Below are 21557 nucleotides of genomic sequence, written 5' to 3' on the forward strand. Positions count from 1 at the left end.
AACCGGAGCCGCCGGTAGCGCCGAGGTGGGGCCCTGCCACGCGGTCGGCCCGGCCGTGGTGTGACGCCCGGCTCGCCCGGGATTTTCCTGGCCTGCGCCCGGGTTGTACGTGGGGCCGATATGAGGAGGTCATGTGGCACGGGAGTACAACCGGAATCCCGCGGCGATCGCCGCCCTGTCCCCTGAGCAGTACCACGTCACTCAGGAGAACGGGACCGAGCGGGCGTTCACGGGCGAGTACTGGGACAACCACGAGCCGGGCATCTACGTGGATGTGGTCTCCGGCGAGCCGTTGTTCGCCTCGGTCGACAAGTTCGACAGCGGATCGGGATGGCCGAGTTTCACCAAGCCGATCGACGCCGGGAACGTGGTGCAGAAGCGGGACTTCAGTCATCTGATGGTCCGCACCGAAGTGCGTTCGGCGCACGGAGACAGTCATCTCGGGCATGTGTTCACCGACGGCCCCCGCGAGGCGGGCGGCTTGCGGTACTGCATCAACTCGAAAGCGCTGCGGTTCATCCGCCTCGACGACCTCGAGGCGGAGGGCTATGGGCAGTACAGGACTCTCTTCGCGAAGGAGGAGGCGTGAGCGACACGCGGAAGGCCATCCTGGCCGGTGGATGCTTCTGGGGCATGGAGGACTTGATCCGCAAGCAGCCGGGGGTGGTGTCGACACGCGTCGGCTACACCGGTGGGCGCAACGACCATCCCACGTACCGGAACCACCCGGGCCATGCGGAGGCCGTGGAGATCGTCTACGACCCGGCCGGGACGGACTATCGGGAACTGCTGGAGTTCTTCTTCCAGATCCACGATCCCTCGACGAAGGACCGCCAGGGTAACGACATCGGGACCAGCTATCGCTCGGCGATCTTCTATCTCGATGAGGACCAGAAGCGCGTCGCCCTGGACACCATCGCCGACGTGGATGCCTCCGGGCTGTGGCCCGGCAAGGTGGTCACCGAGGTCACCCCGGCGAGCGAGTTCTGGGAGGCCGAGCCGGAGCATCAGGACTACCTGTTGCGCTACCCGGACGGGTACACCTGCCACTTCCCCCGCCCGGGCTGGAAGCTTCCGAAGCGGCAGACCACCGCGCAGTAGGACGCGCGGGCTCGGCGGCACCGCGCCCCGGTAACCGCCGAGACGTCCGAGCCGAAAGTATGCGACTGCGCCATCCTCGCGGGTGGCGCAGTCGCCGCGTTCCGGCCATACCGCGCAACCACCGCGGCGGAAGCGGGCACGCGAGATCGTCGTTTTCGCCCGGCGGACGGAAAGACTTGCGGTAGCGGGTTTTCGACCGGCTCCGACTCCCCCGCCATGGGGAGAAGACGCATGCGTACGCCGATATGATCGTCCGCGCCTGGATGTCCGGACCTTCATGCCAGTCGACCCGAGGTAGGCAGATGACGCGCAGCGGCGCAAGGTTTCTCGATGTGGTGGGTAGCCGCCGGATGGCGGTGGCGACACTGGCCACGATCACCGGCTTCTACTATCTGTTCGTCGCGTTCACCAACTGCGTGGACACCGACACCAATCGCAACGGGGTCGCCGCCGTGCTGTCGATGAAGGCGACGATCCACAATCCGGGAACGGATTGGCGCGCGATCACCAACGGCAACGTCGCGCTCGTCGCCTACATTCTGGTCGTGATCTGGGAGTTCCTGATCGCCTTCGTGCTGCTGGCCGCGGGAGCCGCGTGGGTCCGGGTGCTGGCCGGACGGCCGCGCCGGCTTCGAGCCGGTCTCGATGCGGCCGTGCGGCTGTCCAGCCTGGGCTGGACCATGGCGGTGCTGCTGTTCCTGGGCGGGTTCCTGACCGTCGGCGGCGAATGGTTCCGCATGTGGGCCAACGACGATGTGAACGCCTCCTCGGCCGCGCTGCAGAACTTCCTCATCGCGGGCATCGGCCTGATCCTCGTACACCTACCCGACGCTCAGCGTAGCCCCGGACCCGAAAGTGTCTCGACGGCAACGCAATCGGACCAGGTTCTGCCGCGATAAGCGGGCACCGACGCCCGCGTCAGCGACCGTTGCGCTCGAGTTCGCTCAGCTGCTTCTGCAGGCGTTCGAGGGCAGCGCGGATCTCATCGATCTGCCTGTTCAGGTCGGCGATCTTCGCTTGATCCACCGGCGGCGGCCCTTGCGCCTGCGGTTGCCCCGACGGCGGCGCCACCGGCTGCTGGCCCGGGGGCAGTGGAGCGCCGGGGCCGCCGCCGGGTGGTGTGGCGAGCCGGCCGGTGCCGGGCCCGAACACCTGGTCGAGCGCCTCGGCGAGAGTCGGCGCGTATCCCACGAGGACGCCGCCGGTGCCGGGTTCGCGATAACTGACCAGAACCCGCGCCAGCTGCGGGAAGGTCGAGGCGTTCGGCGCCGTCGAGATCCGTTCGGTGAACAGTGGCTCGGCGTAGAGCACGCCGCCGTCGGCGATCGGCAAGGTGAGCAGATTGCCGTATTGGATCCGGTTCGAGCGCTCGAGGAGGGTGCGCTCGGATGCCACCCTGGTATCGGAGATCATCGAGTTCTGGATCTGCTGCGGCCCCTGGGTGAGGGTGTCGGTGGGCAGCTGCAGGACGGTGATCTTGCCGTAGTTCTCGGGATCGGAGCGGGCGGAGACATAGGCGGAGAGGAATTCCCTGTTGTAGCCGACCATCGCGCTGGCCAGCCGGAACGACGGCTCCGCGCTGCCTTGGCCACCGAGTAGGACGTAGAACGGCGGTTGGTGCGGGTTGGTTTCCACGGTGGGATCACTGGGCACCGACCAGAAAGCGTTGGTGGTGAAGAACTCCCGGGGTTCGTCGACGTGATATTTCGCGATCATCTCGCGCTGGATCGTGAACAAGTCCTCCGGATACCGGAAGTGGGCGCGCAGTTGCGGGGTGATCGATTCCTCGGGTTCGACCGTGCCGGGGAAGACCTTCATCCAGGCCGCCAGGACCGGGTCTTGCCGGTCGATCTGGTAGAGCCGCACTGTGCCGTCGTAGGCGTCGACGGTGGCCTTGATGGAGTTGCGCACGTAGGAGACCTGCCGAGGCGATCCCCGGTCGGTATCGTCCCCCTGTTCGAGCGCTTCGAGCGAGCTGCGTTTGGCGTAGGGGTAGCCGTCGATCGAGGTGTACGCGTCGATGATCCAGACGATACGGCCGTCCACCACCGCGGGATAGGGATTGTTGTCGGTGGTCAGCCACGGTGCGACGAGTTCGACGCGGTGGCGCGGATCGCGATTGAAGATGATCTTCGACCCGGGACCGATCGCTTTGGAGAAGACGATGTTGCGCTCGGTGTAGGTCGCGGCGAAGGCGAGGCGATCGAGCCAGTTCCCGATCGGGACGCCACCGGCGCCGGCGTAGGTGTACGTGGTGGTGTCGGTGTCGTACTCGCGTGGCTGCGTGCCGCCGCCCACGATGGCATAGTCCGGACTCGCATGGGCGATCACTTCGCCGAAGTAGACGCGGGGCTGATCCACTCGGATCACCTGATGCCCGGCGGCTTGGGAGGCGATGTCACCGACCGCGTAGATCGGGTATCCGCTGTTGCTGCTGGCGGCGTCGCCCACGGCCTCGCGGACCGCCGCGTTGACCCGGTTGGCCGGTGCGGCGACGAACCCGTTGCCGTGCGTGTAGACGGTGTGGCGGTTGACCCAATGGCGCTGGTTACCGCTCAGCGCGCTCGGCGTCAGCTCCCGTGCCGCGACCACGTAGTCGCGCAGTTGTCCACCGATGCGGTAACGGTCCAGGTCCAGATGCGGTGGGAAGCTGTAGAAGTTCTTCAGCTGTTGCTGCTGGGTGAACGTCCGGGACAGCACGTTCGGGTCCAGGAGACGCACGTCGGCGAGCGTCGTGACGTCCGAGGGAACCTCCGACGGCGGCTTGGTTCCGACGCCGGAATAAGGCTGGTACTCGACTCGGTCGCCGCCGATCCCGTAGGCCTGCCGGGTAGCGGCGATATTGCGTTCGATGTAGACGCGCTCCATGTCCGCGGCGTTCGGGCGGACGGAGAACTGCTCGACGGCCAACGGCCAGACAGCTCCGACCAAGATCGATGACAACAGCAGCAGCGCGGCGGCCATCGCCGGGATCCGCAGATCCCGCAGCACGATCGCGGCGAAGACCGCCGCCGCGCAGATGAGCGCGATCGCGAAGAGAATCAGGCGAGCGGGCAGCACCGCGTTGATGTCGGTGTAGCCCGGGCCCGCGAAGGTGGGTTCCTTGCTGCTGCTGGAGAGCAGCGAATACCGGTCGAGCCAATAGGCGACCGCCTTCAACACGATGAAGCTGCCCGCGAGTACCGCCAGCTGGACGCGGGCCGCGTAGGTCAGGCCGCCCGCCTTTCCGGACAGCCGCAGCCCCCCGAGCAGGTAGTGCGTCGCGAGCGCGGCGACGAAGGCCAACAGGACGGCGACGAACAACCAGTTGACGACGAATCGGTAGAAAGGCAGGTCGAAGACGAAGAACCCGACATCGTGCCCGAATTGCGGGTCCGACACACCGAACGACCCGCCGTGGACGAACAGCTGGACGGTCATCCAGCTCGACTGCGCGGCGAGGCCACAGATGAGTCCCACCGTGACAGCGACACCCAGACCGAACCGCCGCGGACGCCGGATCACCATCGCCCGAAACGGCCGGAGGCTGTCCTCTTCCCCGGACTCCGGCAGGAACAGTGGGCGGAACCGGAACGCGAGCCACATCGCCACGAACAGGACGCCGCCGGTGATGAGCGCGACGACGAGAAACAGCGACAACCGCGTGAGCAGGACGGTGAGCCAGACGCCACGGAAGCCGACTTCACCGAACCACAGCCAGCTGACATAGCCCCTGATCAAGCGGGGCACGATCAACAACGACACGACGAACACCGTGGCGGCGATCACCAGCACCCGGGTGCTGCGATGCCACCGCCGCAGGCTGGGGCCGTCGCGTGCGCTCATTTCCCACTCCCGTGGCTGCCGCCCGGCCGATGACGGTACGGCCGACGCGAAACCGCTGAGTCCGATACTACCGGGGTGGGGAAAACCGTTCGGGCCGGTCGGCCGGGCGCTCGATCAGCTCCCACAGGTACGCCACGTGGTCGGCCATGTCCACGTCCGGGTCGTACAACCATTGCGTTTGCAGGCCGTCGAGGAGGGCCATGGCGATGACGGCGAAGCGCCCGGGGTCGAGATCGGCGGGAAGACGGCCGGATTCGCGGAGGTCGGCGACGGCGCGGGTGAGGGCGTCCCGGACGGTGCGGTAGCGGTCGCGGAAGTACTCGTGGGCGGGGTGGCCCGAGCGGGTGGCCTCAGCGGAGAAGCGAGTGTAGAGCTCGACCAGGCCGGGGACTTCCGCGTTGTGCCGGATCAGGCCCAGCAGTGCGGCGGGCAGATCGGGCGGCGCGGCCGGGGTGGTGAAGGCCGCACGATCGGCCTCGTCGCGACGCGCCAGGATGGCGGCGAAAAGCTGCTCTTTGCTGCCGAAGTAGTGCAGTAGCCCGGTCTGGCTCAGGCCGACGGCCTCGGCGAGTTCACGCACGGTCGTCCTGCTGTATCCGACGCGTGCCACGATCTCCAGCGCCGCCTCCAGGATCTCCGCACGTTTGGCGATCCCTTTCGAATACGCGCCGCGCCGAGCCACGCCGTGACTGTACTCGGAACAGTCCGGCTGGGAAAACCGAATGGCATACTGTTTTTGGTAACGGTCTCGACCCGAGGAGCCTCGATGACGAGCAAGCCCGACCTCGCCGATCTGACGCCGGAGCAGCGCGCCGCGCTCGGCAGCGGCGCGGACTTCTGGACCACCAAGGCGATCGGTCCCGTGACCTCGGTGACCATGACCGACGGCCCGCACGGTGTGCGCAGGCAGGCGGGGGCGACCGATCACCTCGGGCTGGCCGAGAGCCTGCCCGCCACCTGCTTCCCGCCCGCGGTGGGGCTCGCGCAGAGCTGGGACACCGAACTGGTGCGCCGGGTCGGCGCGGCACTGGGCCGGGAGGCCCGCGCCCTGGACGTGGACGTGCTGCTCGGGCCGGGCGTCAACATCAAGCGGGATCCGCGCGGCGGCCGCAATTTCGAGTACTACTCGGAGGATCCGCTGCTCACCGGCCTACTCGGCGCGGCATGGGTCACGGGGCTGCAGAGCACCGGAGTGGGCGCCTCCCTCAAGCATTTCGCCGCCAACAACGCCGAGCACGACCGGATGCGGTCGAGTTCCGATGTCGACCCGCGCCCGCTGCGCGAGATCTATCTGCGCGGGTTCGCCCACATCGTGCGCACGGCCCGGCCGTGGACGGTGATGTGCTCCTACAACCGGATCAACGGTGTGCCCGCCGCGCAGAATCGCCGGCTGCTCACCGACATTTTGCGCGGTGAATGGGGATTCGACGGTGCGGTGGTCTCCGACTGGGGCGCGGTGGCCGACCGGCCCGCCGCCGTGACGGCCGGACTGGATCTGGAGATGCCGGGCGGCAGCGGCGTCTCCGACGCCCAGGTGATGGCGGCGATGGCCGCGGGCACCCTCGACCCGGCGGACGTCGATCGTGCCGCGCGGAACGTCGCGACGCTGGCGGCGCGAGTTGTGGCCGGTCGCGCTACGGCCCACACCGGCGACACCACCGATGACCACCATCGCCTGGCCCGCGAGGTCGCCGCACGCTGCGTCGTCCTGTTGCGGAACGACGGTGGCCTGCTGCCACTGACACCGGGGCGCTCGCTGGCGGTGATCGGCGAATTCGCGACGGAACCTCGATATCAGGGAGGCGGCAGCTCACACGTCAACCCGACCCGGCTCGATGTGCCGCTGGACGAGATCCGCGCGCTCGCGGGCTCCGGAACGGTTTCCTACTGCCAAGGTTTCGCCACGGACGACACGGACGCGGACAACGACTCGTTGCGCGCGGAAGCCGTCGCCGCCGCGGCCAACGCGGACGTCGCGGTGCTGTTCCTGGGGCTGGCGGCCACGCAGGAATCCGAGGGCTTCGACCGTGAGCATCTCGAGCTGCCCGCCGAGCAGCTGGATCTGCTGGACGCGGTGGTGCGGGTACGACCGGACACGGTGGTGGTGCTCGCGCACGGCGGAGTGGTGCGGCTGGGACCGGTGGCCGCGTCGGCGCCCGCCATCCTGGACGGCGGGCTGCTCGGCCAGGCCGGGGGCGGCGCACTCGCCGACGTGCTGTTCGGTGTGGTGAATCCGTCGGGGCGGCTCGCCGAGACGGTGCCGGTCCGCTTGCAGGACACCCCGGCCTATCTGAATTTCCCGGGCGAGAATTCGCACGTGCGCTACGGCGAGGGCCTGTATGTAGGCTACCGCTGGTACGACAGCCGGGAGATGGACGTGTGCTACCCGTTCGGCCACGGCCTGTCCTACACCACGTTCGATTACTCCGATCTGACACTCACCGCGAGCGAAGCGGGCATCACGGTGCGCGTCGGCATCACCAACACCGGTTCCCGCGGAGGCCGCGAGGTGGTGCAGGTGTACACCGCGCTGCCCGGCTCCTCCGTCTCGCGTCCGGCCCGCGAGCTGAAGGGTGTCGCGGTGACCGCCGAACTGGAACCGGGTGCGCGCGAGGAGATCTCGATGCTGCTACGCCGCGACGATCTGTCCTATTGGGAGACTCGCGTCGACCGCTGGATCGTGGAGGGCGGCGCTTACCGGGTCTGGGCAGGCGCTTCCAGCCGGGACCTGCGCGTCAGTGATCTGGTCGACGTCGCCGGAGACGAACTGCGGATCCCGATCACGGCGGAGTCGACCCTCGGGGAGGCCTTGGCCGATCCGAGGGCGGCATCCGTGCTGGCCGACGTGTTCGGCGGCATGTCCGAGAGTATGGGCGACGCCTCGGCACTCGGGGTGGACATGATGCGGATGATCGCCTCCATTCCGCTGAATCGCCTCATCGGCTTCGGCGTCGACCCGCAGAAGCTCGACGCGCTGCTGACCGCCACCGGCGACTGATCGCCCGGACCCGTTCATCCGGCGACGGCGGGCGCGCCCACGGCAGGGGCACTGCCGAGAGGCGCTGTCGCGCGGTGCAGTCCACGGCGGTCGTAGGCGTACGTGGCCGTGACACCGAGGACCAGTCCGATTCCGAGGCCGAGCAGTGTCATCCACAGCCCGTGGCCCAAACCGGCTCCGGCGTGGGCGTCGAAGAACATGATGGCGCGCACGGCCAGGTAGATCTGGTGCATCGGCTCGAAGGCGGCCAGCTTCGCGATATAGGCCGGCGTCGCCTCCAGTGGGACCGTCGCGGCCGACGACGGCAGGCCCAGGACGACGAACAGGATCAGGTTGACCAGCAGTCCGGCGGTACCGAAGGTGGCCAGGATGGCCAGCGCGGTCACGCCGACGGCGACGATGGCGAGTATTCCGTAGAGCCACAACAGCAGGGGGCTGCCCAGCGGAACACCCAACGCGGCGGCAACGGCGAGGAATATCCCGGACAGGATCGGCGCCGCGGTGAGGACGACCGCCCATTTCACCAGCAGTGTCCGGAATCGGGAGATCCCGGTGGCCGGCTGGTGGACGAACCACGGACCGTACTCGGTCGGCGTGAAACCGAGTACCGAGTCGACGAGCGTGTGGATGATCATGGCGCCGGTGAAGCCCGCCAGCAGCAGGATCAAGGTGTAGAAGAAGGCGACGAGGCCTTGGCCCGCACCGTCGTCCATGGGGCGGTACGGCGCGGTGACGATCTGCACCGGGTCGGCGAGCATCAACCTGGCCGCGCCGGTGAGTTCGACCGGCGCTCCCGGACCCGCCGCGAGGGCGGCGTTCACCTGCCCGGTCAGGTTCTTGCCGACGGTCTCGTCCACCTGGTTCAACGCGCGATCGGCGACGCGCTGCATGATGCCGGTGGTATACGGACCGATGCGCGGATTGGTATGGACCGTGATCACCGGCCGCTCGATCTCTCCGGGGACCACGGCGGCCGCGCCGAGAATGGCCAGACGCTTGGTGAAGTCGGACGGGATGACGATGGCGCCGTACACCTCGCCGTCCTGCAACTGTTCGCGCGCCTGGGCGATGCCCAGGACACGCAGGTCGATCTTCTCCGCCGGGATCCCGGCGACCAGCGCGTCGGTGACCTGGGCGCCGATGTTGGCGGGTTTGCCGTCCAGCGTGTCACCCACGTCCTGATTGACCAGGGCGATCGGGAAGTCGTGCAAGTTCTTCTCGGTATTGCCCGCGTAGCCGAGGTACATGGTGGCGAGCAGCGCCGCGAACACCGTCAGCACTGCGATCGGGGCGGTGAAGGTCCGAACCGTCATGCGAGTAAATGTAGTCACCGCCTACAAAGTAGGCAATGACTACATTTTGTTATCCTGCAAACACCATGCCGATCACTCGAAGCCGGTCCTATCACCACGGCGACCTGCGCGCCGAACTGCTGCAGCGGGCCGAGGCGACGCTGCGCGAGTCCGGCGTCGACGGCCTTTCGCTGCGCGGGCTGGCCCGTGACGTCGGAGTCAGTCATGCCGCTCCGACCCGGCACTTCAAGGACAAGCAGGCACTGCTCGACGCCATCGCGGTGTCGGGCTTCCAGCGTCTCGCCGCCGCCTTGGAACAGACCGCGGCCGGGAGTGCGATCGAGGGGCGCTTCCGCGCTCTGACCCGGACCTATCTCCGGTTCGCCACCGAGAATTCCGCGCTGGTGGCGCTCATGTTCGCCCGCAGGCACAGTCCTGCCGCGGGCGATGTGATGTCCCGAGCCGTGGACGCGGCGTTCGCCACGCCGGTCGCGCTCATCGCCGAAGCGCAGCAGCGGGGCGAGGTGATCGCCGGCGACCCGCGGCGCATCGCGCTGTCCGCGGTCGCCGCACTGCAAGGCCTGGCCACCTTCGTCGGCTCGGGCGTGATCGCCGTGGAAGCCGCCGACGAACTGCTGGACGAGACCACCACGCACATGATCGAGGGTCTGCGTCCGAGGCCGTGACGCTCCGGGCGCGCCCGGAGCTCTCGGTCAGTACGCGATGAACAGGATCTCGTCGCGTGAGTAGTCGTGTCCGGGGTGCTTCTCCGCCAGGTGCGCTTGCGTCTTCGCCACGAGATCGTCCTCGTCGGTTCCGACGATCGATTCTCCGCAGGGGCAGTTCAGATTTCGCTTCATCAGCGTTCCTTCCTCCTCGAATCGCCAGTCTAAGTCCTCGCCGCGTGACCGCCCCGCCGGGTCAGCTACGAGACCATTCGTGGCCCCAATAGCTGTCGGCGGTGATCTCCTCTGCGGTGTAGGTGGATTCGTCGACCAGCGCGCCCTCGGTGCCGTATTCGAGATCCCAGCCACCGGGTGTGCGGACGTAGAAGGAGATCATCTTGTCATTGGTGTGGCGGCCCAGGGTCGACGACAACGGATAGCCGGCCCGCATGACGCGGTCCAGCGCGCGGCCGACGGCGTCGAGCTCGTCGACCTCGACCATGATGTGCACCAGGCCCGGACCCTCGGAGCGGGTGCCGGGGATCAGGGCGAGGCTGTGGTGACGCCGGTTGACGCCGAGGAATCGCACGCGAATCGGGCCCACCTCGGGCGGGGTGGGCACCCGGAACGATCCGCGCGGCAGGAATCCGAGCACCTCACAGTAGAAGCGGTTCGCCTCCTCGAGGTCGGGCACCGGTAGCACGACATGGCCGAGCCCCGATCCGGCCGTCACGAAGCGGTTGCCGTGCGCGGTCACGACCGGGCTGTGGTCGAGCACCGGACCGTGGAAGACCTCGACGGTGAACCCGGCGGGATCGGTGAAGGTGAAGGCCTCTTCCACCCGCAGGGCGTCGACCTGATCCTGGGCGAGCGGTGCGACAGCCACGCCCGCCCGCTCCAGGGTGTGCCGCACCCGGGCCAGGGCGCGGTAGTCGCGCACCTCCCAGCCGACGGCGAGCACGCGGTCCTGTTGCGCGGGAACGAGTTCGAAGCGGTAGGCGTGCTCGTCCATCCGCAGGTACAGACTGTCCGGATTCGGGCCGGTGCCCTGCGCGAAGCCCAGAACGTCGAACGCGAAGGCCCGCCAGGCCGCCACATCGGCGACGGCGATCCGGACGTAGCCGAGCGAGGCGATATCAGCCATTGATTCGTCGTACTCCTCAGGAATAGGTGACTTGCACCGTGTCGGTGATCGGGACCGCCTGGCAGGCCAGCACGTACCCCTCGGCCAGATCGGCCTCGTCGAGAACTTCGTTGTGCCGCATCTCCACCCGCCCCGAAACGATCCGGCAGGTGCACGCGCTGCAAGCGCCCTCGCGGCAGGAGTAGGGCGCTTCCAGTCCGTTGGCCAGCAGGACGTCGAGTAGCACCTGCTGCCGCGGCCACGGAAGTTCGCGTGTCTCGCCGTCGAGATCGACCGCCACGGTGGCGCGATCGCCGGAGTCGAGGACTTCAGGTGTGCCGCTGTCGAACGGATTGCCGTTGAGCGACACGAACTTCTCGACGTGCACGCGTTCGCGGCCGGCCCCCGGCCCGATCAGTGCGGCGGAGACGGCGTCCATGAACGGACCGGGACCGCAGACGAACGCCTCGCGGCCCGACCACGGTCCGGCCAGCGCCGCGAGCTGCGCGCGGCTCGGTAGCCCTTGCACGCTCTCCAGCCAGTGCACCACGACCAGGCGGCCGGGATGCCGGGCGGAGAGGTCGGCGAGCTCGGCGGCGAAGATCACCGAGCGCTCGTCGCGGTTGGCGTAGATCAGCGCGCAGTGCCCGGACCCGGCCGCCAGCACCGATTTCAGGATCGACAGCACCGGGGTGATGCCACTGCCCGCCGCGAACAACAGCAGGTCGTCGTCGAGCGAGGCGGGGGTGAAGACGCCCGCGGGCGGCAGGGCGTCGAGAACCATGCCCGCTGTCGCGTTGTCGCACAACCAGTTCGATGCGTATCCGTCGGGGGTTCGCTTGACGGTGACCTTCAACGGACCCTGCTCGTGCGGCGCGCTCGACAAGGAGTAGCAGCGGCTCACCGAGCCGGTCAGCTCGCTCGGTATCCGCAGCGTCAGGAACTGACCCGGACGGTATGCGATCGAATCCGGCTGCTCGGTGACGACATCCAGCTCCAGCGATACCGCATCGTGGGTTTCCCGGATCACCTGTGCCACGCGCAGGGGCAGAACCGCTCCGGGCCGGCTCTCGCTGTCGCCCGGGATACCCGTACGCGGCACCACCGCGGTCGCTCGCGCCGCATCCACTGTCGTGTCCCCTCTCCGGTCGTCCACGGCGTTCGCGGCGTTCACGGCACGTCCCCGTCACGGGTGCCGACTTCGATGCGACCGCCCGCGACCGCGGCATCGATGCTGTCGCGCAGCGCGGCGCAGGTCCGCATTCGCGCGCTGTCCGCCCCGGTGAACTCGGCGCAGGCCGCCACCGCGCTCGCGGTCCACTGCACGCTGGTGTGCTGCGGGCTGAATTTCTCGACCAGCACGCACGTCGCGCAGGTACGGCAGGTAACCGGTTCCATCGCAGGCCGCTCAGGCCTCGGCGCCGGCGCGCTGCTCGGCGAGGTTTTCGGCGACCTCCGCCTCCCAGGCGGTGACCGCCCGGGTGGTGTCGACCTCGAACTCGAAGCGATCGGTCATCTTCGGGCCGATCTCGGCCACGTCGGTGTAGAACTGCTCGTACCAGCGGCGCAACTGGTAGACGGGTCCGTCCTCCTCGCACAGCAGCGGATTGTCGATGCGGGTCTTGCGCTGCCAGATCGCGGCGTCCTGTTCGAAGCCGCGGCCCAGACCACCGGCGAACTTCGCCGCGATGTCCTCGGCCTGCTCCGGCGACACGCCGTGCGGCTTCTTCACGATGGCGCCGTATTGCAGCACGAACTCGGTGGGAGACACCGGGTAGTGACAGTTGATCAGGATGCCCTCGACCGTCAGGCCCGCGCTTTCGCTGCGCAGGTGATCGATCATGTAGGAAGGGCCGTAGTAGGAGGCGTCGGAGTGCAGGACGTTCTTGCCGCCCAATGCCTTCGCGGTCTCCCCCATCATGTCCTCGCGTGACACCGAGGTCATGTACTGACTGGCGATGTGACCTTCGAAGACGTTCTTGAAGTAGGTCGGGAACCCGAAGTGCACGTAGAAGAAGTGCGCCATGTCCACCACGTTGTCGATGACCTCGCGGCAGTTCGCGCCGTCGATCGTCATGGTGTTCCAGGTCCAGTCGGTCCACTCGTCGCTGAACGCGCCCGCGATGCGCGGGATGGCGACATGTTCCGGCGGCGGATTGCCCTCCGGGTCGTTCCAGACGAACAGCTGCTTGTTCTGCTCCAGCGTCGGCCACGACCGGGTCCGCGCGCGGGGTGGCACCCGGCGACCGTAGGGGATGCCGGTGCAACGGCCGTTGCCGCCCCAACGCCAGTCGTGGAACGGGCAGGCGATCGAGTCACCCTTGATCCGGCCGTCACCCAGGTTCCCGCCCATGTGCCTGCAGTAGGCGTCCAGGACGTTGAGCTCTCCGCCCGCGCCGGCGAAGACCACCAGTTCGGTGCCGAAGATCTCGACGATATGCGGTTTCCCGTCCCGGAAGTCCCGCGCCAGCCCCAGGCAGTGCCAGCCGCGCGCGTACCGGGCGGGCGGGGCGCCCGCGTCGATCACTCGAACCTCGGTGTCGGTAGTCATCGGTTCCTCCACAATTCACGCACGTTTGTCACCTCGATATTTCGGTTCGGCATGCCGGGGCGGAAATGCGCAGTCCCACTGGCCGGGAGGCGCTCAGGCCGGATCGAACCGTCCGAACGCGGACCGGTAGAACAGCAGCGGCGGCGCCTCGCGATGCTCCGACAGCGCCGTGACGCGCGCGATGACGATCGTGTGGTCACCGCCGTCGACCTCCTGTTCGAGTTCGCAATCGAGCCAGGCCACGGCGCCGGCCAGCCGCGGCGAGCCGTTCGGCGACGGCTCCCAGTCGACTCCCGCGAACTTGTCCGTGCCGCTGCGCGCGAGCTGCCCGCAGATCTCCTGCTGGTCGTGGGCCAGGATGTTGACGCAGAACCGCCCGACCTCGCGGATGCGCGGCCACGACGTAGACGTGCGCGCCGGGCAGAAACAGACCGCGGGCGGCTCCAGCGACAGTGCCGAGAACGACTGGCAGGTGAATCCGGCAGGCCCGGCCGCCGACCGCGCGGTGATCACCGTGACGCCGGTGCAGAAGCGACCCAGCACGGCTTTGAAGTCGCGCACGTCCAGTGGCGATCCGTCCATCTCGAGCACCGGTTCCATCGGGCCTCCTATTTCGATCAGGCATATACCTGACAGCTATGACAGCAGCCGCCGGCGGAGGGAGGTCAAGATCGGAGTCCGGTCACCGAGACGGAGATCCGTGGAAGCTACGTAGTTCTCCCGATTCCTCCCGGTCTCGAACCCGTCAGTGTGATGGGAGACACAAACGATCGGGCACGTCGTGCCTGGTCGACGGAGACCGAATGCGACCGACGGAGGTTCGAATGACCGTCACCCTGCTACCCGATGCCGCGCCGCACACCGCCCGGCTCCCCCACCGCGGCCGGCCCGAAGGGGCCGACCCCGGATCCGCCGACGTGCCGGTATCGATGATCGAGCGGATGACCCTCATCCTGGACGCGTTCGACGCCGCGACCCCGACGCTGACGCTGCTGGGCCTGGTGGAGCGCACCGGCCTGCCGCGCTCGACAGTCCATCGGATCCTCGATCAGATGATCCGGCTGCGCTGGCTGGCCCACACCTCCGGCGGGTACCGGCTCGGCATGCGCACCCTGGAACTGGGCGGGCTCACCGCCGATCACAACGAGATCCGCGACGCCGTCAGCCCGCTGCTGCACGAACTGTGTCAGCGCACCGGCATGGTCGGCCATCTGGCGGTGCTCGACGGACGCGAGGTCGTCTACCTGGACAAGGCCGGTGGCCGCTTGGCCGCGCTGCTGCCCACCCGCCTCGGCGGTCGCATGCCAGCGCACTGCACCGCGCTCGGCAAGGCGATGCTGGCGGCGCTGGAACCGAGCATCGCCGAAGCGGCGTTCCATACCCGGTTGCCGCGCCTGACCGCGCACACCATCACCGAGCCCGGCGCGCTGCATCGCGCCTTGGCCCAGATCCGGCTGCGCCAGGGCGTGGCGCTGGACCGGGAGGAATCGATGGACGGAATCGCTTGCGTCGCGGCGCCGTTGCGTGGCCGTGGCACGACGCCCGCGGCACTGTCGCTGTCCGGGCGGGCCGAGGCGATGAGTTTCGACAAGCTGGCACGGGTGCTGCTCGAGATCTCCCACGAGGCGGGCCGGACGTTGTTCCCCCGCCGGGCGCGCTGGCGATAGCCCGAGTCCGAGTATGCCTGAGCGGTACAGTCCGACCATGACCGATGGCGGCGCACCCGCGGTGCCCGACCTGCCGACCACCGCGTGGGCCGTGCTCGGAATGCTCTCGCACGCCGATGAACTCTCCGGCTACGACTTGAAGAAATGGGCAGACTGGAGTCTTCAGTTCTTCTACTGGAGCCCGTCGTTCAGCCAGATCTACGCCGAACTCAAGCGGCTGGAGAAGCACGGCTACGCCAGTTCTCGCACGGTGGCGCACGAGGACGGCGTGCGCGGCAAGCGGATGTACGCCATCACACCGGAAGGCCGTGCCGCCGCCGCGAACTGGGTCAACCACGCGCCGGTCGAGGCGCCGGTGCTCAAGCACAGCGTGATGCTGCGAGCGTGGCTGGGCAACCTCGCCGAGCCCGAACGGATGCGCGAAATCCTCACCGAGCACATCACATACGCCGAGAAGATGCGTAAACGCGCCGAGGCCGACGCGAAAGGCGCCGAGGCGAATCCGGACTGGGCCTATCCGGAACTGGTGCTGCGCTGGTGCGTGCGGCACTACGAGGCCGAGCGTGATTTCGCGCGAGAGTTGCTGGCGGATATCGATCGCCTCACTGAGTGAGACGCCGCCTGGCTGTTCCGGCCCCGTCATATTTCTATCAGGCATATGGAGGTGGCGGATGATGACCGGTGAACTGGACTCGGTGCCTGCCGCGGTGGCGGCGATCGCGAGCGGCGGCATGGCGCTGGTGGTGGACGACGAGGACCGCGAGAACGAAGGCGATCTGGTGCTGGCCGCCGAGCGGGCGACCGCGGAGAATATCGGTTTCCTGGTGCGGCACACCAGCGGCGTGCTGTGCGTGCCCATGATGGGCAGCGATCTGGACCGGCTGGAGCTGCCGCCGATGACGGCGGTCAACCAGGATCCGAAGGGCACCGCCTACACGGTCTCGGTGGACGCGGCGACGGGGATCGACACCGGCATCTCGGCCGCCGACCGCGCCCACACCATGCGCCTGCTGGCCGATCCCACCGCCACACCCCGGGATCTCACCCGTCCCGGGCACGTATTCCCCTTGCGGGCGCACCCGCGCGGCGTCCTCGGCCGGCGAGGGCATACCGAGGCCGCCGTCGATCTGGCACGGATGGCGGGACTACGCCCCGCCGGAGTCATCGCCGAGGTGGTGCGCGACGACGGGTCGATGGCCCGGCTCCCCGAGCTGCTGACCATGGCCCGGGCGCACGGAATCCCGATCATCTCCATCGCCGACCTGGTCGACCACCGCCGCGAGCTCGAGCCGGGCGTGCAGCGCGTCGTCGAGACCCGGCTGCCGACCCGTTTCGGCGAGTTCCGGCTGGTCGGCTATCGCGATGAGACGAACCACGCCGAACATCTCGCGCTGGTGCTCGGCACACCAGGCGAGCGCGACGTGCTGACCCGGGTGCACTCGGAATGCCTCACCGGTGACGCGTTCGGCTCGCTGCGCTGCGACTGCGGCGAGCAACTCGACGCCGCCATGCAGGCCGTGGCCGCCGAAGGCCGCGGCGTCGTGGTCTACCTGCGCGGCCACGAGGGACGCGGCGTCGGACTGCTCAACAAACTGCGCGCCTACCAGCTCCAAGACGGCGGCGCCGACACGGTCGACGCGAACCTGCGGCTCGGGCTGCCCGTCGACGCCCGCCACTACGGCGCCGCGGCGCAGATCCTCGCCGACCTGGGAGTGCGGTCGGTCCGGCTGCTCAGCAACAACCCGGCCAAACAGGCGGGTCTGATCGCCTACGGTGTCGCCGTCGAACAGCGAATCCCCCTGCAGGCCGGAACGACCGAGCACAACGTGCGCTATCTGCGCGCCAAGCGTGACCGGATGCGCCACCAGTTGACCGAGGTCGACGACGCCGCTGTCGCCGTCCGATGAACCGGAGCGGTTCGGTTCCACCGCCTCCGGGCCGGCGCGCCACGCCGGCACGTCCACCGGAGTCGATTTTGTCCAGAACGCTCCTGCGCGCCACGCGCGGTACCTAGGGTTGACACCCATGGCGCGGCGTCCCATCGGCAACCTCCCTGCCGAGGTCACCAGCTTCGTCGGGCGCCGGGAGGAACTCGCCGCCGCGAAGCGGCTGCTGCCCACGACGCGGGTGCTGACGCTGCTGGGCCCGGGCGGTGTCGGCAAGACCCGGTTGTCCCGCCAGGTCGGCGCGCTGGTCGCGCGCGCGTTCCCGGACGGAGTGTGGTCGGTCGAGCTGGCCGATGTGCACGATCCCGACCTGGTGACGGTGACCGTCGCGGAGGCGCTGGCGCTGCGCGACGACACGGCGGCGCCCTTGCGGCGGCTGACCGAGTTCCTCGCGGACAAACGGTTGCTGCTGATTCTCGACAACTGCGAGCACCTGATCGACGCGTGCGCGCGGCTGGTCGGCAGGATCGTGGCCACCACCCCCGAGGTGCGGGTGCTGGCGACCAGCCGGGAGGTGCTGGGGGTCCAGGGCGAACAGGTCATGCCCGTGGCGCCCCTGCCGCTCGCAGAGGGGGAGAGCGCGGACAGCGATGCGATGCGGCTGCTCGCCGAACGGGCGGGCGCCGCCAACCCCGGATTCGTGGCCACCTCGGCGAACCGGGGAGCGCTGGCCGCGATCTGCCGCAGACTGGACGGCATTCCGCTCGCTCTGGAACTGGCCGCGTTGCGGTTTCGGATGTTCACTCCGGAGCAGATCCTCGCCCGGCTCGACGACACCATGGGCCTGCTCAGCGCGGGACCGCGACTCGCGCCGGAGCGACAGCAGACCATCGAGGGTGCGATCCGCTGGAGTTATGACCTGTGCACGCCCGCCGAGCAGCGGTTGTGGGAGCAGCTGTCGGTTTTCGCGGGCGGCTTCGACATCGACGCCGCCGAGGCCGTGTGCCTGCCCGGGGCGCGGACACTCTTCGACGCGCTGACCGGCCTGGTCGACAAATCGGTGCTGAGCCTGCGCTACGACGGCGATGTCGGCCGGTATTCGATGCTGGAGCCGATCCGGCAGTTCGCGCACGACCGGCTGGCCGAGCGGGGTGACGAGCCCGCGGTGCGCGCGCGTCACCGCGGCCACTTCCGGCGGCTGGCGTTGCGCGGCCGGACCGCGTATTGGAGTTCCGACGACGTCACGTGGTTCCGCGCACTGAACCGCGAGCACGCGAATCTGCGCGCGGCTCTGCAATCCGGCCTCGTCGACACACCGGAGTCGGCACTGGAGATGGCCGCGGTGCTGCGGCCGTTCTGGGAGCACAACCGCTTCCTGACCGAAGGGTATCGCTGGCTGACCGATGCGCTGGCGAAGTCGAGCGAACCGACCGAGCTTCGCGCACGCGGGCTGTCCGCGGCCGCCTCGCTGGCGGCGCTGCTGTCCGACCGCGGGTCCGCTCGCCAATTGGTGGACGAATGCGTGACCCTGGCACGCAAACTCAATGCCCCCGATATTCTCGCCGAGGCGATGCTCGATTCGGCACTGCTGGCCTTCAACGACGGAGATACCGCCCGCGCGCTCGAATTGGCGGAAACCGCGGCGCATCTGGCGGCCGAATGCGGCCATCACGCCATGGAGATGGACAGTCTCGCCTTCGCGTTCGTGTGCGCGCTGGTGCTCGCCGACGCGCGCTCGACCGTTTTCGCCGAGCGGCTGCTCACGGTCGCCACCGAGCGGGGACCGTCTCTGCTCGGCGGGCTGGCACAGTGGTCGATGGGCCTGGACCATTGGCGACGCGGCGATCAGGCCGCCGCGACCGACTATCTGGCCCGGTCCATCGAAATGTTCAGCCTGTTCGAGCGGTGCGTCTGGCTCGCCTCCGGATTCGAGGGGCTGGCGTGGACGGCGGTGGACCGAGCCGACTTCGAGCGAGCCGCGCGCCTGCTCGGCGCCGCGGAGATCCTCGCGCGCAGCACGGTGCGCCTCGCGCACGCCATCACCGGCGTCTTGGGTGACAAGATGCGTGGTCGCGTCCGAGAAGCGCTGGGCGAACGCAGGTTCCGGGAGATCTTCGACAGCGGTGCGGCGCTGTCGTTGGGCGAGGCGATCGACTACGCGCTTGGTCGCACGCCTGTCGCGGCGCGTCCGCCACAGCCCGCTTCGGCCGGCTCCGAGGCGGCCGACGTCCTCACCCGGCGGGAGAAGGACGTCGCCCGGCTGGTCGCGGCCGGGCACAGCAACAAACGCATCGCCGCGGACCTGGTGATCTCGGTGCGCACCGCCGAGACCCACGTCGAGCACATCCTCACCAAGCTCGGCTTCACCTCGCGAACCCAGGTCGCGGGATGGGTCCGCGATCACGGGCTGTGACCGACGTGGGCGGCGATCAGAGCCCGGCGGCGAGGAAATCGACGACGGCGCGTTCGAACGCCGACTTGCGCTCGATCTGCACCCAATGACCACAGCGGGCGAAAACGCGCAGATCGGCGTCGGGGATCTGCCGTGCGGGCAGCAACGACGCCTCCACCGGTGTCACTCGATCGTCGCGTCCCCACAGGATCAGTGTCTGCGGGCGCAGTCCGCGCAGCCGGGCCCACAGCGGAACCGGTTCGGCGAGAACGGGATCGGCGAAGGTCGCGTAGGCATCGCGTAGAGCGGCGATGGCGGCCGGATCCGAGGCAGCGGCCAGCCGGGCTTCGATCAGGTCCTCGGTCAGAGTCCGCGGGTTCGACACCATGGTGCGCAGCCAGGGCACGAGGCGCTCGCGGGTGGGGTCGGCGCTGAACTCCAGCAACCGCGTGATGCCTTCGGACGGCTCCGGTCCCAGGACATTCACCCCGACGCCGCCGGGCGCCATCAGCACCAGCCGCTCGAGCCGGTCGGGATGTTCCAGCGCCAGCAACGTCGCGACCGCGCCGCCCATCGAGTTACCCAGCAGGTGGACGCGGTCCAGGCGGAGATCGTCGAGTAACCCGAGCACCGCGTCGGCGGAGATGCGCAGGTAGTTGCGTTCGTAGGCCGCCGGGCGGCCGCTGGCGCCGAAGCCGGGCTGGTCGACGATCAGACAGCGGAAACGCTCGGCCAGCACCGGCAGGTTCGCGCCGAAGTTGGCCCAGCCCGAGACTCCCGGCCCGGAACCGTGCAACAGCAGCAGGGGCGCACCGGTCCCCGCCTCGTGGTAGCGCAGTTCGTACCCGCCCGTCGTGCTCCAGCGCGTGGTGTTCTCGGCGGTGAACGTCATCAGATCATCCGATCCGTGACCGGCAGCCCGAACGCGTTGCGGCCGTAGAGGACCAGCGCGCGCTCGACATCGTTGATGACGTGCACGCTTCCGGCGTGCGCGTCGCGCCAGTGCCGCTCGATCGGATTGGGTTGGCGGATGGCGTGGCCGCCGGAGTTGTCGAACAGCAGGTCGATGGCCTCGATGGCGCGTTCGGTCCCGCGCACCTGATCGCGGCGACTGCGCACCCGCAGTTCGAAGGGGATCTCCTCCCCCGCTTCGGCACAGCGCAGCTGCTCGCCGATGTTGCGCTCCATCTGCAGGACGGCCGCGTCGATCTCCGAGGCCGCGCGAGCGACCCGGACGTGCGCGAACGGGTCCTCGGCGGCCTTCTGCCCGCCGTAGGAGATCCGCACCCGCTCGCGCATCCGCTCGATGTGTGCTTCGTAGGCACCTTGGGCGGCGCCGATGATGGGTGCGGTGATGGTGTTGGAGAACACCGCGCCGAACGAGATCCGATAGAGCGGGGCGGTATTCACCTCTTGACCGGGTCCGCGTAGCTCCGCCTGCTCACTCGCGCGGTAGGTCCGGTGGGCGGGCACGAACGCGTTCTCGATGACGATGTCGTTGCTGCCGGTGCCGGACAGCCCGGACACATGCCATACGTCCTCGATGCGGTAGTCGGTGCGCGGCACCAGGACGGTCAGGTACTCCGCTCCCCCTTCGTCGTTCGGCACGACCGCACCGAGGAAAGCCCAGCGGGCGTGATCGCATCCGGAGGAAAAGCTCCAGCGACCGCTGATCTCGAAGCCGCCCGCGGCGGGTGTCAGCTTGCCGGTGGGCGCGTACGACGAGGAGACCAGCGTGTCCGGATCGGCGCCCCACACGTCCTCCTGCGCCCGCAGCGGGAACAAGGCGAGCTGCCACGGGTGGGCGCCCAGCACCGACGACACCCACGCCGTGGACGGGCATGCGGTGGCGATAGCCCGGATCACCTCGTAGAACGCGACCGGAGACGATTCGTCGCCACCGAAGCGAGACGGCTGCAGCATGCGGAACACCCCCGCGTCGGTCAGCTCTCGAATGCTCTGCTCGGGCACTCTGCGCTGCCGGTCGGCGTCGGCGGCTCGCTCCCGGATCGCGGGCAGCAGATCCCGTACCCGATCGAGCACCTTGTTGGTCATAT

The 21557-nt window shown here is 68.7% G+C and carries 20 protein-coding genes; 9 read left to right on the plus strand and 11 right to left on the minus strand.

The window, feature by feature from the left end:
* The first annotated feature begins 133 nt into the window (after positions 1 to 133).
* The 3 genes from msrB to ACZ6DL_RS33395 all read left to right on the plus strand — a co-directional run bounded on the left by msrB (position 134) and on the right by ACZ6DL_RS33395 (position 2000).
* Positions 134 to 589: a peptide-methionine (R)-S-oxide reductase MsrB gene (msrB, locus tag ACZ6DL_RS33385; RefSeq protein ID WP_466057141.1), complete on the plus strand. Its 456-nt coding sequence runs from the start codon at positions 134 to 136 to the stop codon at positions 587 to 589.
* A complete protein-coding gene (msrA, locus tag ACZ6DL_RS33390; protein WP_393230735.1) occupies positions 586 to 1101 on the plus strand; it encodes a peptide-methionine (S)-S-oxide reductase MsrA in 516 nt (171 codons plus the stop codon). Before msrB ends, msrA begins: the two co-directional genes overlap by 4 nt.
* 302 nt (positions 1102 to 1403) lie before the next feature.
* Positions 1404 to 2000, plus strand: coding sequence for a DUF2165 domain-containing protein (locus tag ACZ6DL_RS33395; protein ID WP_466057143.1), 597 nt, complete (start codon positions 1404 to 1406; stop codon positions 1998 to 2000).
* Between the two features lie 19 nt (positions 2001 to 2019).
* Here ACZ6DL_RS33395 and ACZ6DL_RS33400 read toward each other — a convergent pair whose 3' ends face one another.
* Complete coding sequence (locus ACZ6DL_RS33400) at positions 2020 to 4926, minus strand: UPF0182 family protein (RefSeq protein ID WP_466057145.1); 2907 nt, start codon at positions 4924 to 4926, stop codon at positions 2020 to 2022.
* 67 nt (positions 4927 to 4993) lie between these two features.
* Entirely contained in the window at positions 4994 to 5608 is a 615-nt protein-coding gene (locus ACZ6DL_RS33405; RefSeq protein WP_466057147.1) for a TetR/AcrR family transcriptional regulator, read from the minus strand.
* Between the two features lie 84 nt (positions 5609 to 5692).
* Here ACZ6DL_RS33405 and ACZ6DL_RS33410 point away from each other — a divergent pair, with 84 nt between their 5' ends.
* Positions 5693 to 7924 (plus strand): glycoside hydrolase family 3 C-terminal domain-containing protein, encoded by a 2232-nt coding sequence (locus tag ACZ6DL_RS33410; protein ID WP_466057149.1) that lies wholly within the window; start codon positions 5693 to 5695, stop codon positions 7922 to 7924.
* A 14-nt stretch (positions 7925 to 7938) separates the two neighbouring features.
* Here ACZ6DL_RS33410 and ACZ6DL_RS33415 read toward each other — a convergent pair whose 3' ends face one another.
* Positions 7939 to 9237, minus strand: coding sequence for a YhgE/Pip domain-containing protein (locus ACZ6DL_RS33415; protein WP_466057151.1), 1299 nt, complete (start codon positions 9235 to 9237; stop codon positions 7939 to 7941).
* A 65-nt stretch (positions 9238 to 9302) separates the two neighbouring features.
* On the opposite strand from ACZ6DL_RS33415, the gene ACZ6DL_RS33420 reads away from it, so the two are divergent.
* Positions 9303 to 9902 (plus strand): TetR/AcrR family transcriptional regulator, encoded by a 600-nt coding sequence (locus ACZ6DL_RS33420; RefSeq protein WP_357126509.1) that lies wholly within the window; start codon positions 9303 to 9305, stop codon positions 9900 to 9902.
* Positions 9903 to 9929: 27 nt separating this feature from the next.
* On the opposite strand, the gene ACZ6DL_RS33425 is transcribed toward ACZ6DL_RS33420, so the two are convergent.
* From ACZ6DL_RS33425 to ACZ6DL_RS33450, 6 genes are all read right to left on the minus strand, one after another.
* Positions 9930 to 10076, minus strand: coding sequence for a DUF1059 domain-containing protein (locus ACZ6DL_RS33425; RefSeq protein WP_063917340.1), 147 nt, complete (start codon positions 10074 to 10076; stop codon positions 9930 to 9932).
* Between the two features lie 61 nt (positions 10077 to 10137).
* A complete protein-coding gene (locus ACZ6DL_RS33430; protein WP_466057154.1) occupies positions 10138 to 11025 on the minus strand; it encodes a VOC family protein in 888 nt (295 codons plus the stop codon).
* A 16-nt stretch (positions 11026 to 11041) separates the two neighbouring features.
* A complete protein-coding gene (locus tag ACZ6DL_RS33435; protein WP_466057251.1) occupies positions 11042 to 12091 on the minus strand; it encodes a 2Fe-2S iron-sulfur cluster-binding protein in 1050 nt (349 codons plus the stop codon).
* Between the two features lie 83 nt (positions 12092 to 12174).
* Positions 12175 to 12402, minus strand: a complete 228-nt coding sequence (locus ACZ6DL_RS33440) for a hypothetical protein (protein ID WP_466057156.1) — start codon at positions 12400 to 12402, stop codon at positions 12175 to 12177.
* Positions 12403 to 12412: 10 nt separating this feature from the next.
* Positions 12413 to 13555, minus strand: a complete 1143-nt coding sequence (locus ACZ6DL_RS33445) for a Rieske 2Fe-2S domain-containing protein (RefSeq protein ID WP_466057158.1) — start codon at positions 13553 to 13555, stop codon at positions 12413 to 12415.
* Between the two features lie 93 nt (positions 13556 to 13648).
* Positions 13649 to 14155 (minus strand): flavin reductase family protein, encoded by a 507-nt coding sequence (locus ACZ6DL_RS33450; RefSeq protein WP_393230710.1) that lies wholly within the window; start codon positions 14153 to 14155, stop codon positions 13649 to 13651.
* A 224-nt stretch (positions 14156 to 14379) separates the two neighbouring features.
* On the opposite strand from ACZ6DL_RS33450, the gene ACZ6DL_RS33455 reads away from it, so the two are divergent.
* The 4 genes from ACZ6DL_RS33455 to ACZ6DL_RS33470 all read left to right on the plus strand — a co-directional run bounded on the left by ACZ6DL_RS33455 (position 14380) and on the right by ACZ6DL_RS33470 (position 19521).
* Positions 14380 to 15222 (plus strand): IclR family transcriptional regulator, encoded by an 843-nt coding sequence (locus tag ACZ6DL_RS33455; RefSeq protein ID WP_466057160.1) that lies wholly within the window; start codon positions 14380 to 14382, stop codon positions 15220 to 15222.
* Between the two features lie 37 nt (positions 15223 to 15259).
* On the plus strand, positions 15260 to 15835 hold the full coding sequence (locus ACZ6DL_RS33460; RefSeq protein WP_466057162.1) for a PadR family transcriptional regulator: 576 nt from the start codon (positions 15260 to 15262) through the stop codon (positions 15833 to 15835).
* A 61-nt stretch (positions 15836 to 15896) separates the two neighbouring features.
* On the plus strand, positions 15897 to 17129 hold the full coding sequence (locus ACZ6DL_RS33465) for a bifunctional 3,4-dihydroxy-2-butanone-4-phosphate synthase/GTP cyclohydrolase II (RefSeq protein ID WP_466057164.1): 1233 nt from the start codon (positions 15897 to 15899) through the stop codon (positions 17127 to 17129).
* Between the two features lie 118 nt (positions 17130 to 17247).
* Entirely contained in the window at positions 17248 to 19521 is a 2274-nt protein-coding gene (locus ACZ6DL_RS33470; RefSeq protein WP_466057166.1) for a LuxR C-terminal-related transcriptional regulator, read from the plus strand.
* Positions 19522 to 19537: 16 nt separating this feature from the next.
* On the opposite strand, the gene ACZ6DL_RS33475 is transcribed toward ACZ6DL_RS33470, so the two are convergent.
* Complete coding sequence (locus tag ACZ6DL_RS33475) at positions 19538 to 20392, minus strand: alpha/beta fold hydrolase (protein WP_466057168.1); 855 nt, start codon at positions 20390 to 20392, stop codon at positions 19538 to 19540.
* On the minus strand, positions 20392 to 21555 hold the full coding sequence (gene hsaA / locus ACZ6DL_RS33480) for a 3-hydroxy-9,10-secoandrosta-1,3,5(10)-triene-9,17-dione monooxygenase oxygenase subunit (protein WP_466057170.1): 1164 nt from the start codon (positions 21553 to 21555) through the stop codon (positions 20392 to 20394). Before hsaA ends, ACZ6DL_RS33475 begins: the two co-directional genes overlap by 1 nt.
* Positions 21556 to 21557: the final 2 nt, after the last annotated feature.

The organism is Nocardia sp. NPDC041819 (assembly GCF_055590505.1).

Excerpts from the sequence above, each read along its gene's own strand:
- ACZ6DL_RS33395 (WP_466057143.1), top strand. The coding sequence starts at position 1,404 with ATGACGCGCAGCGGCGCAAGGTTTCTCGATGTGGTGGGTAGCCGCCGG.
- ACZ6DL_RS33400 (WP_466057145.1), bottom strand. The coding sequence starts at position 4,926 with ATGAGCGCACGCGACGGCCCCAGCCTGCGGCGGTGGCATCGCAGCACC.
- ACZ6DL_RS33410 (WP_466057149.1), top strand. The coding sequence starts at position 5,693 with ATGACGAGCAAGCCCGACCTCGCCGATCTGACGCCGGAGCAGCGCGCC.
- ACZ6DL_RS33415 (WP_466057151.1), bottom strand. The coding sequence starts at position 9,237 with ATGACGGTTCGGACCTTCACCGCCCCGATCGCAGTGCTGACGGTGTTC.
- ACZ6DL_RS33420 (WP_357126509.1), top strand. The coding sequence starts at position 9,303 with ATGCCGATCACTCGAAGCCGGTCCTATCACCACGGCGACCTGCGCGCC.
- ACZ6DL_RS33425 (WP_063917340.1), bottom strand. The coding sequence starts at position 10,076 with ATGAAGCGAAATCTGAACTGCCCCTGCGGAGAATCGATCGTCGGAACC.
- ACZ6DL_RS33430 (WP_466057154.1), bottom strand. The coding sequence starts at position 11,025 with ATGGCTGATATCGCCTCGCTCGGCTACGTCCGGATCGCCGTCGCCGAT.
- ACZ6DL_RS33440 (WP_466057156.1), bottom strand. The coding sequence starts at position 12,402 with ATGGAACCGGTTACCTGCCGTACCTGCGCGACGTGCGTGCTGGTCGAG.
- ACZ6DL_RS33445 (WP_466057158.1), bottom strand. The coding sequence starts at position 13,555 with ATGACTACCGACACCGAGGTTCGAGTGATCGACGCGGGCGCCCCGCCC.
- ACZ6DL_RS33450 (WP_393230710.1), bottom strand. The coding sequence starts at position 14,155 with ATGGAACCGGTGCTCGAGATGGACGGATCGCCACTGGACGTGCGCGAC.
- ACZ6DL_RS33455 (WP_466057160.1), top strand. The coding sequence starts at position 14,380 with ATGACCGTCACCCTGCTACCCGATGCCGCGCCGCACACCGCCCGGCTC.
- ACZ6DL_RS33460 (WP_466057162.1), top strand. The coding sequence starts at position 15,260 with ATGACCGATGGCGGCGCACCCGCGGTGCCCGACCTGCCGACCACCGCG.
- ACZ6DL_RS33465 (WP_466057164.1), top strand. The coding sequence starts at position 15,897 with ATGACCGGTGAACTGGACTCGGTGCCTGCCGCGGTGGCGGCGATCGCG.
- ACZ6DL_RS33470 (WP_466057166.1), top strand. The coding sequence starts at position 17,248 with ATGGCGCGGCGTCCCATCGGCAACCTCCCTGCCGAGGTCACCAGCTTC.
- ACZ6DL_RS33475 (WP_466057168.1), bottom strand. The coding sequence starts at position 20,392 with ATGACGTTCACCGCCGAGAACACCACGCGCTGGAGCACGACGGGCGGG.
- hsaA (WP_466057170.1), bottom strand. The coding sequence starts at position 21,555 with ATGACCAACAAGGTGCTCGATCGGGTACGGGATCTGCTGCCCGCGATC.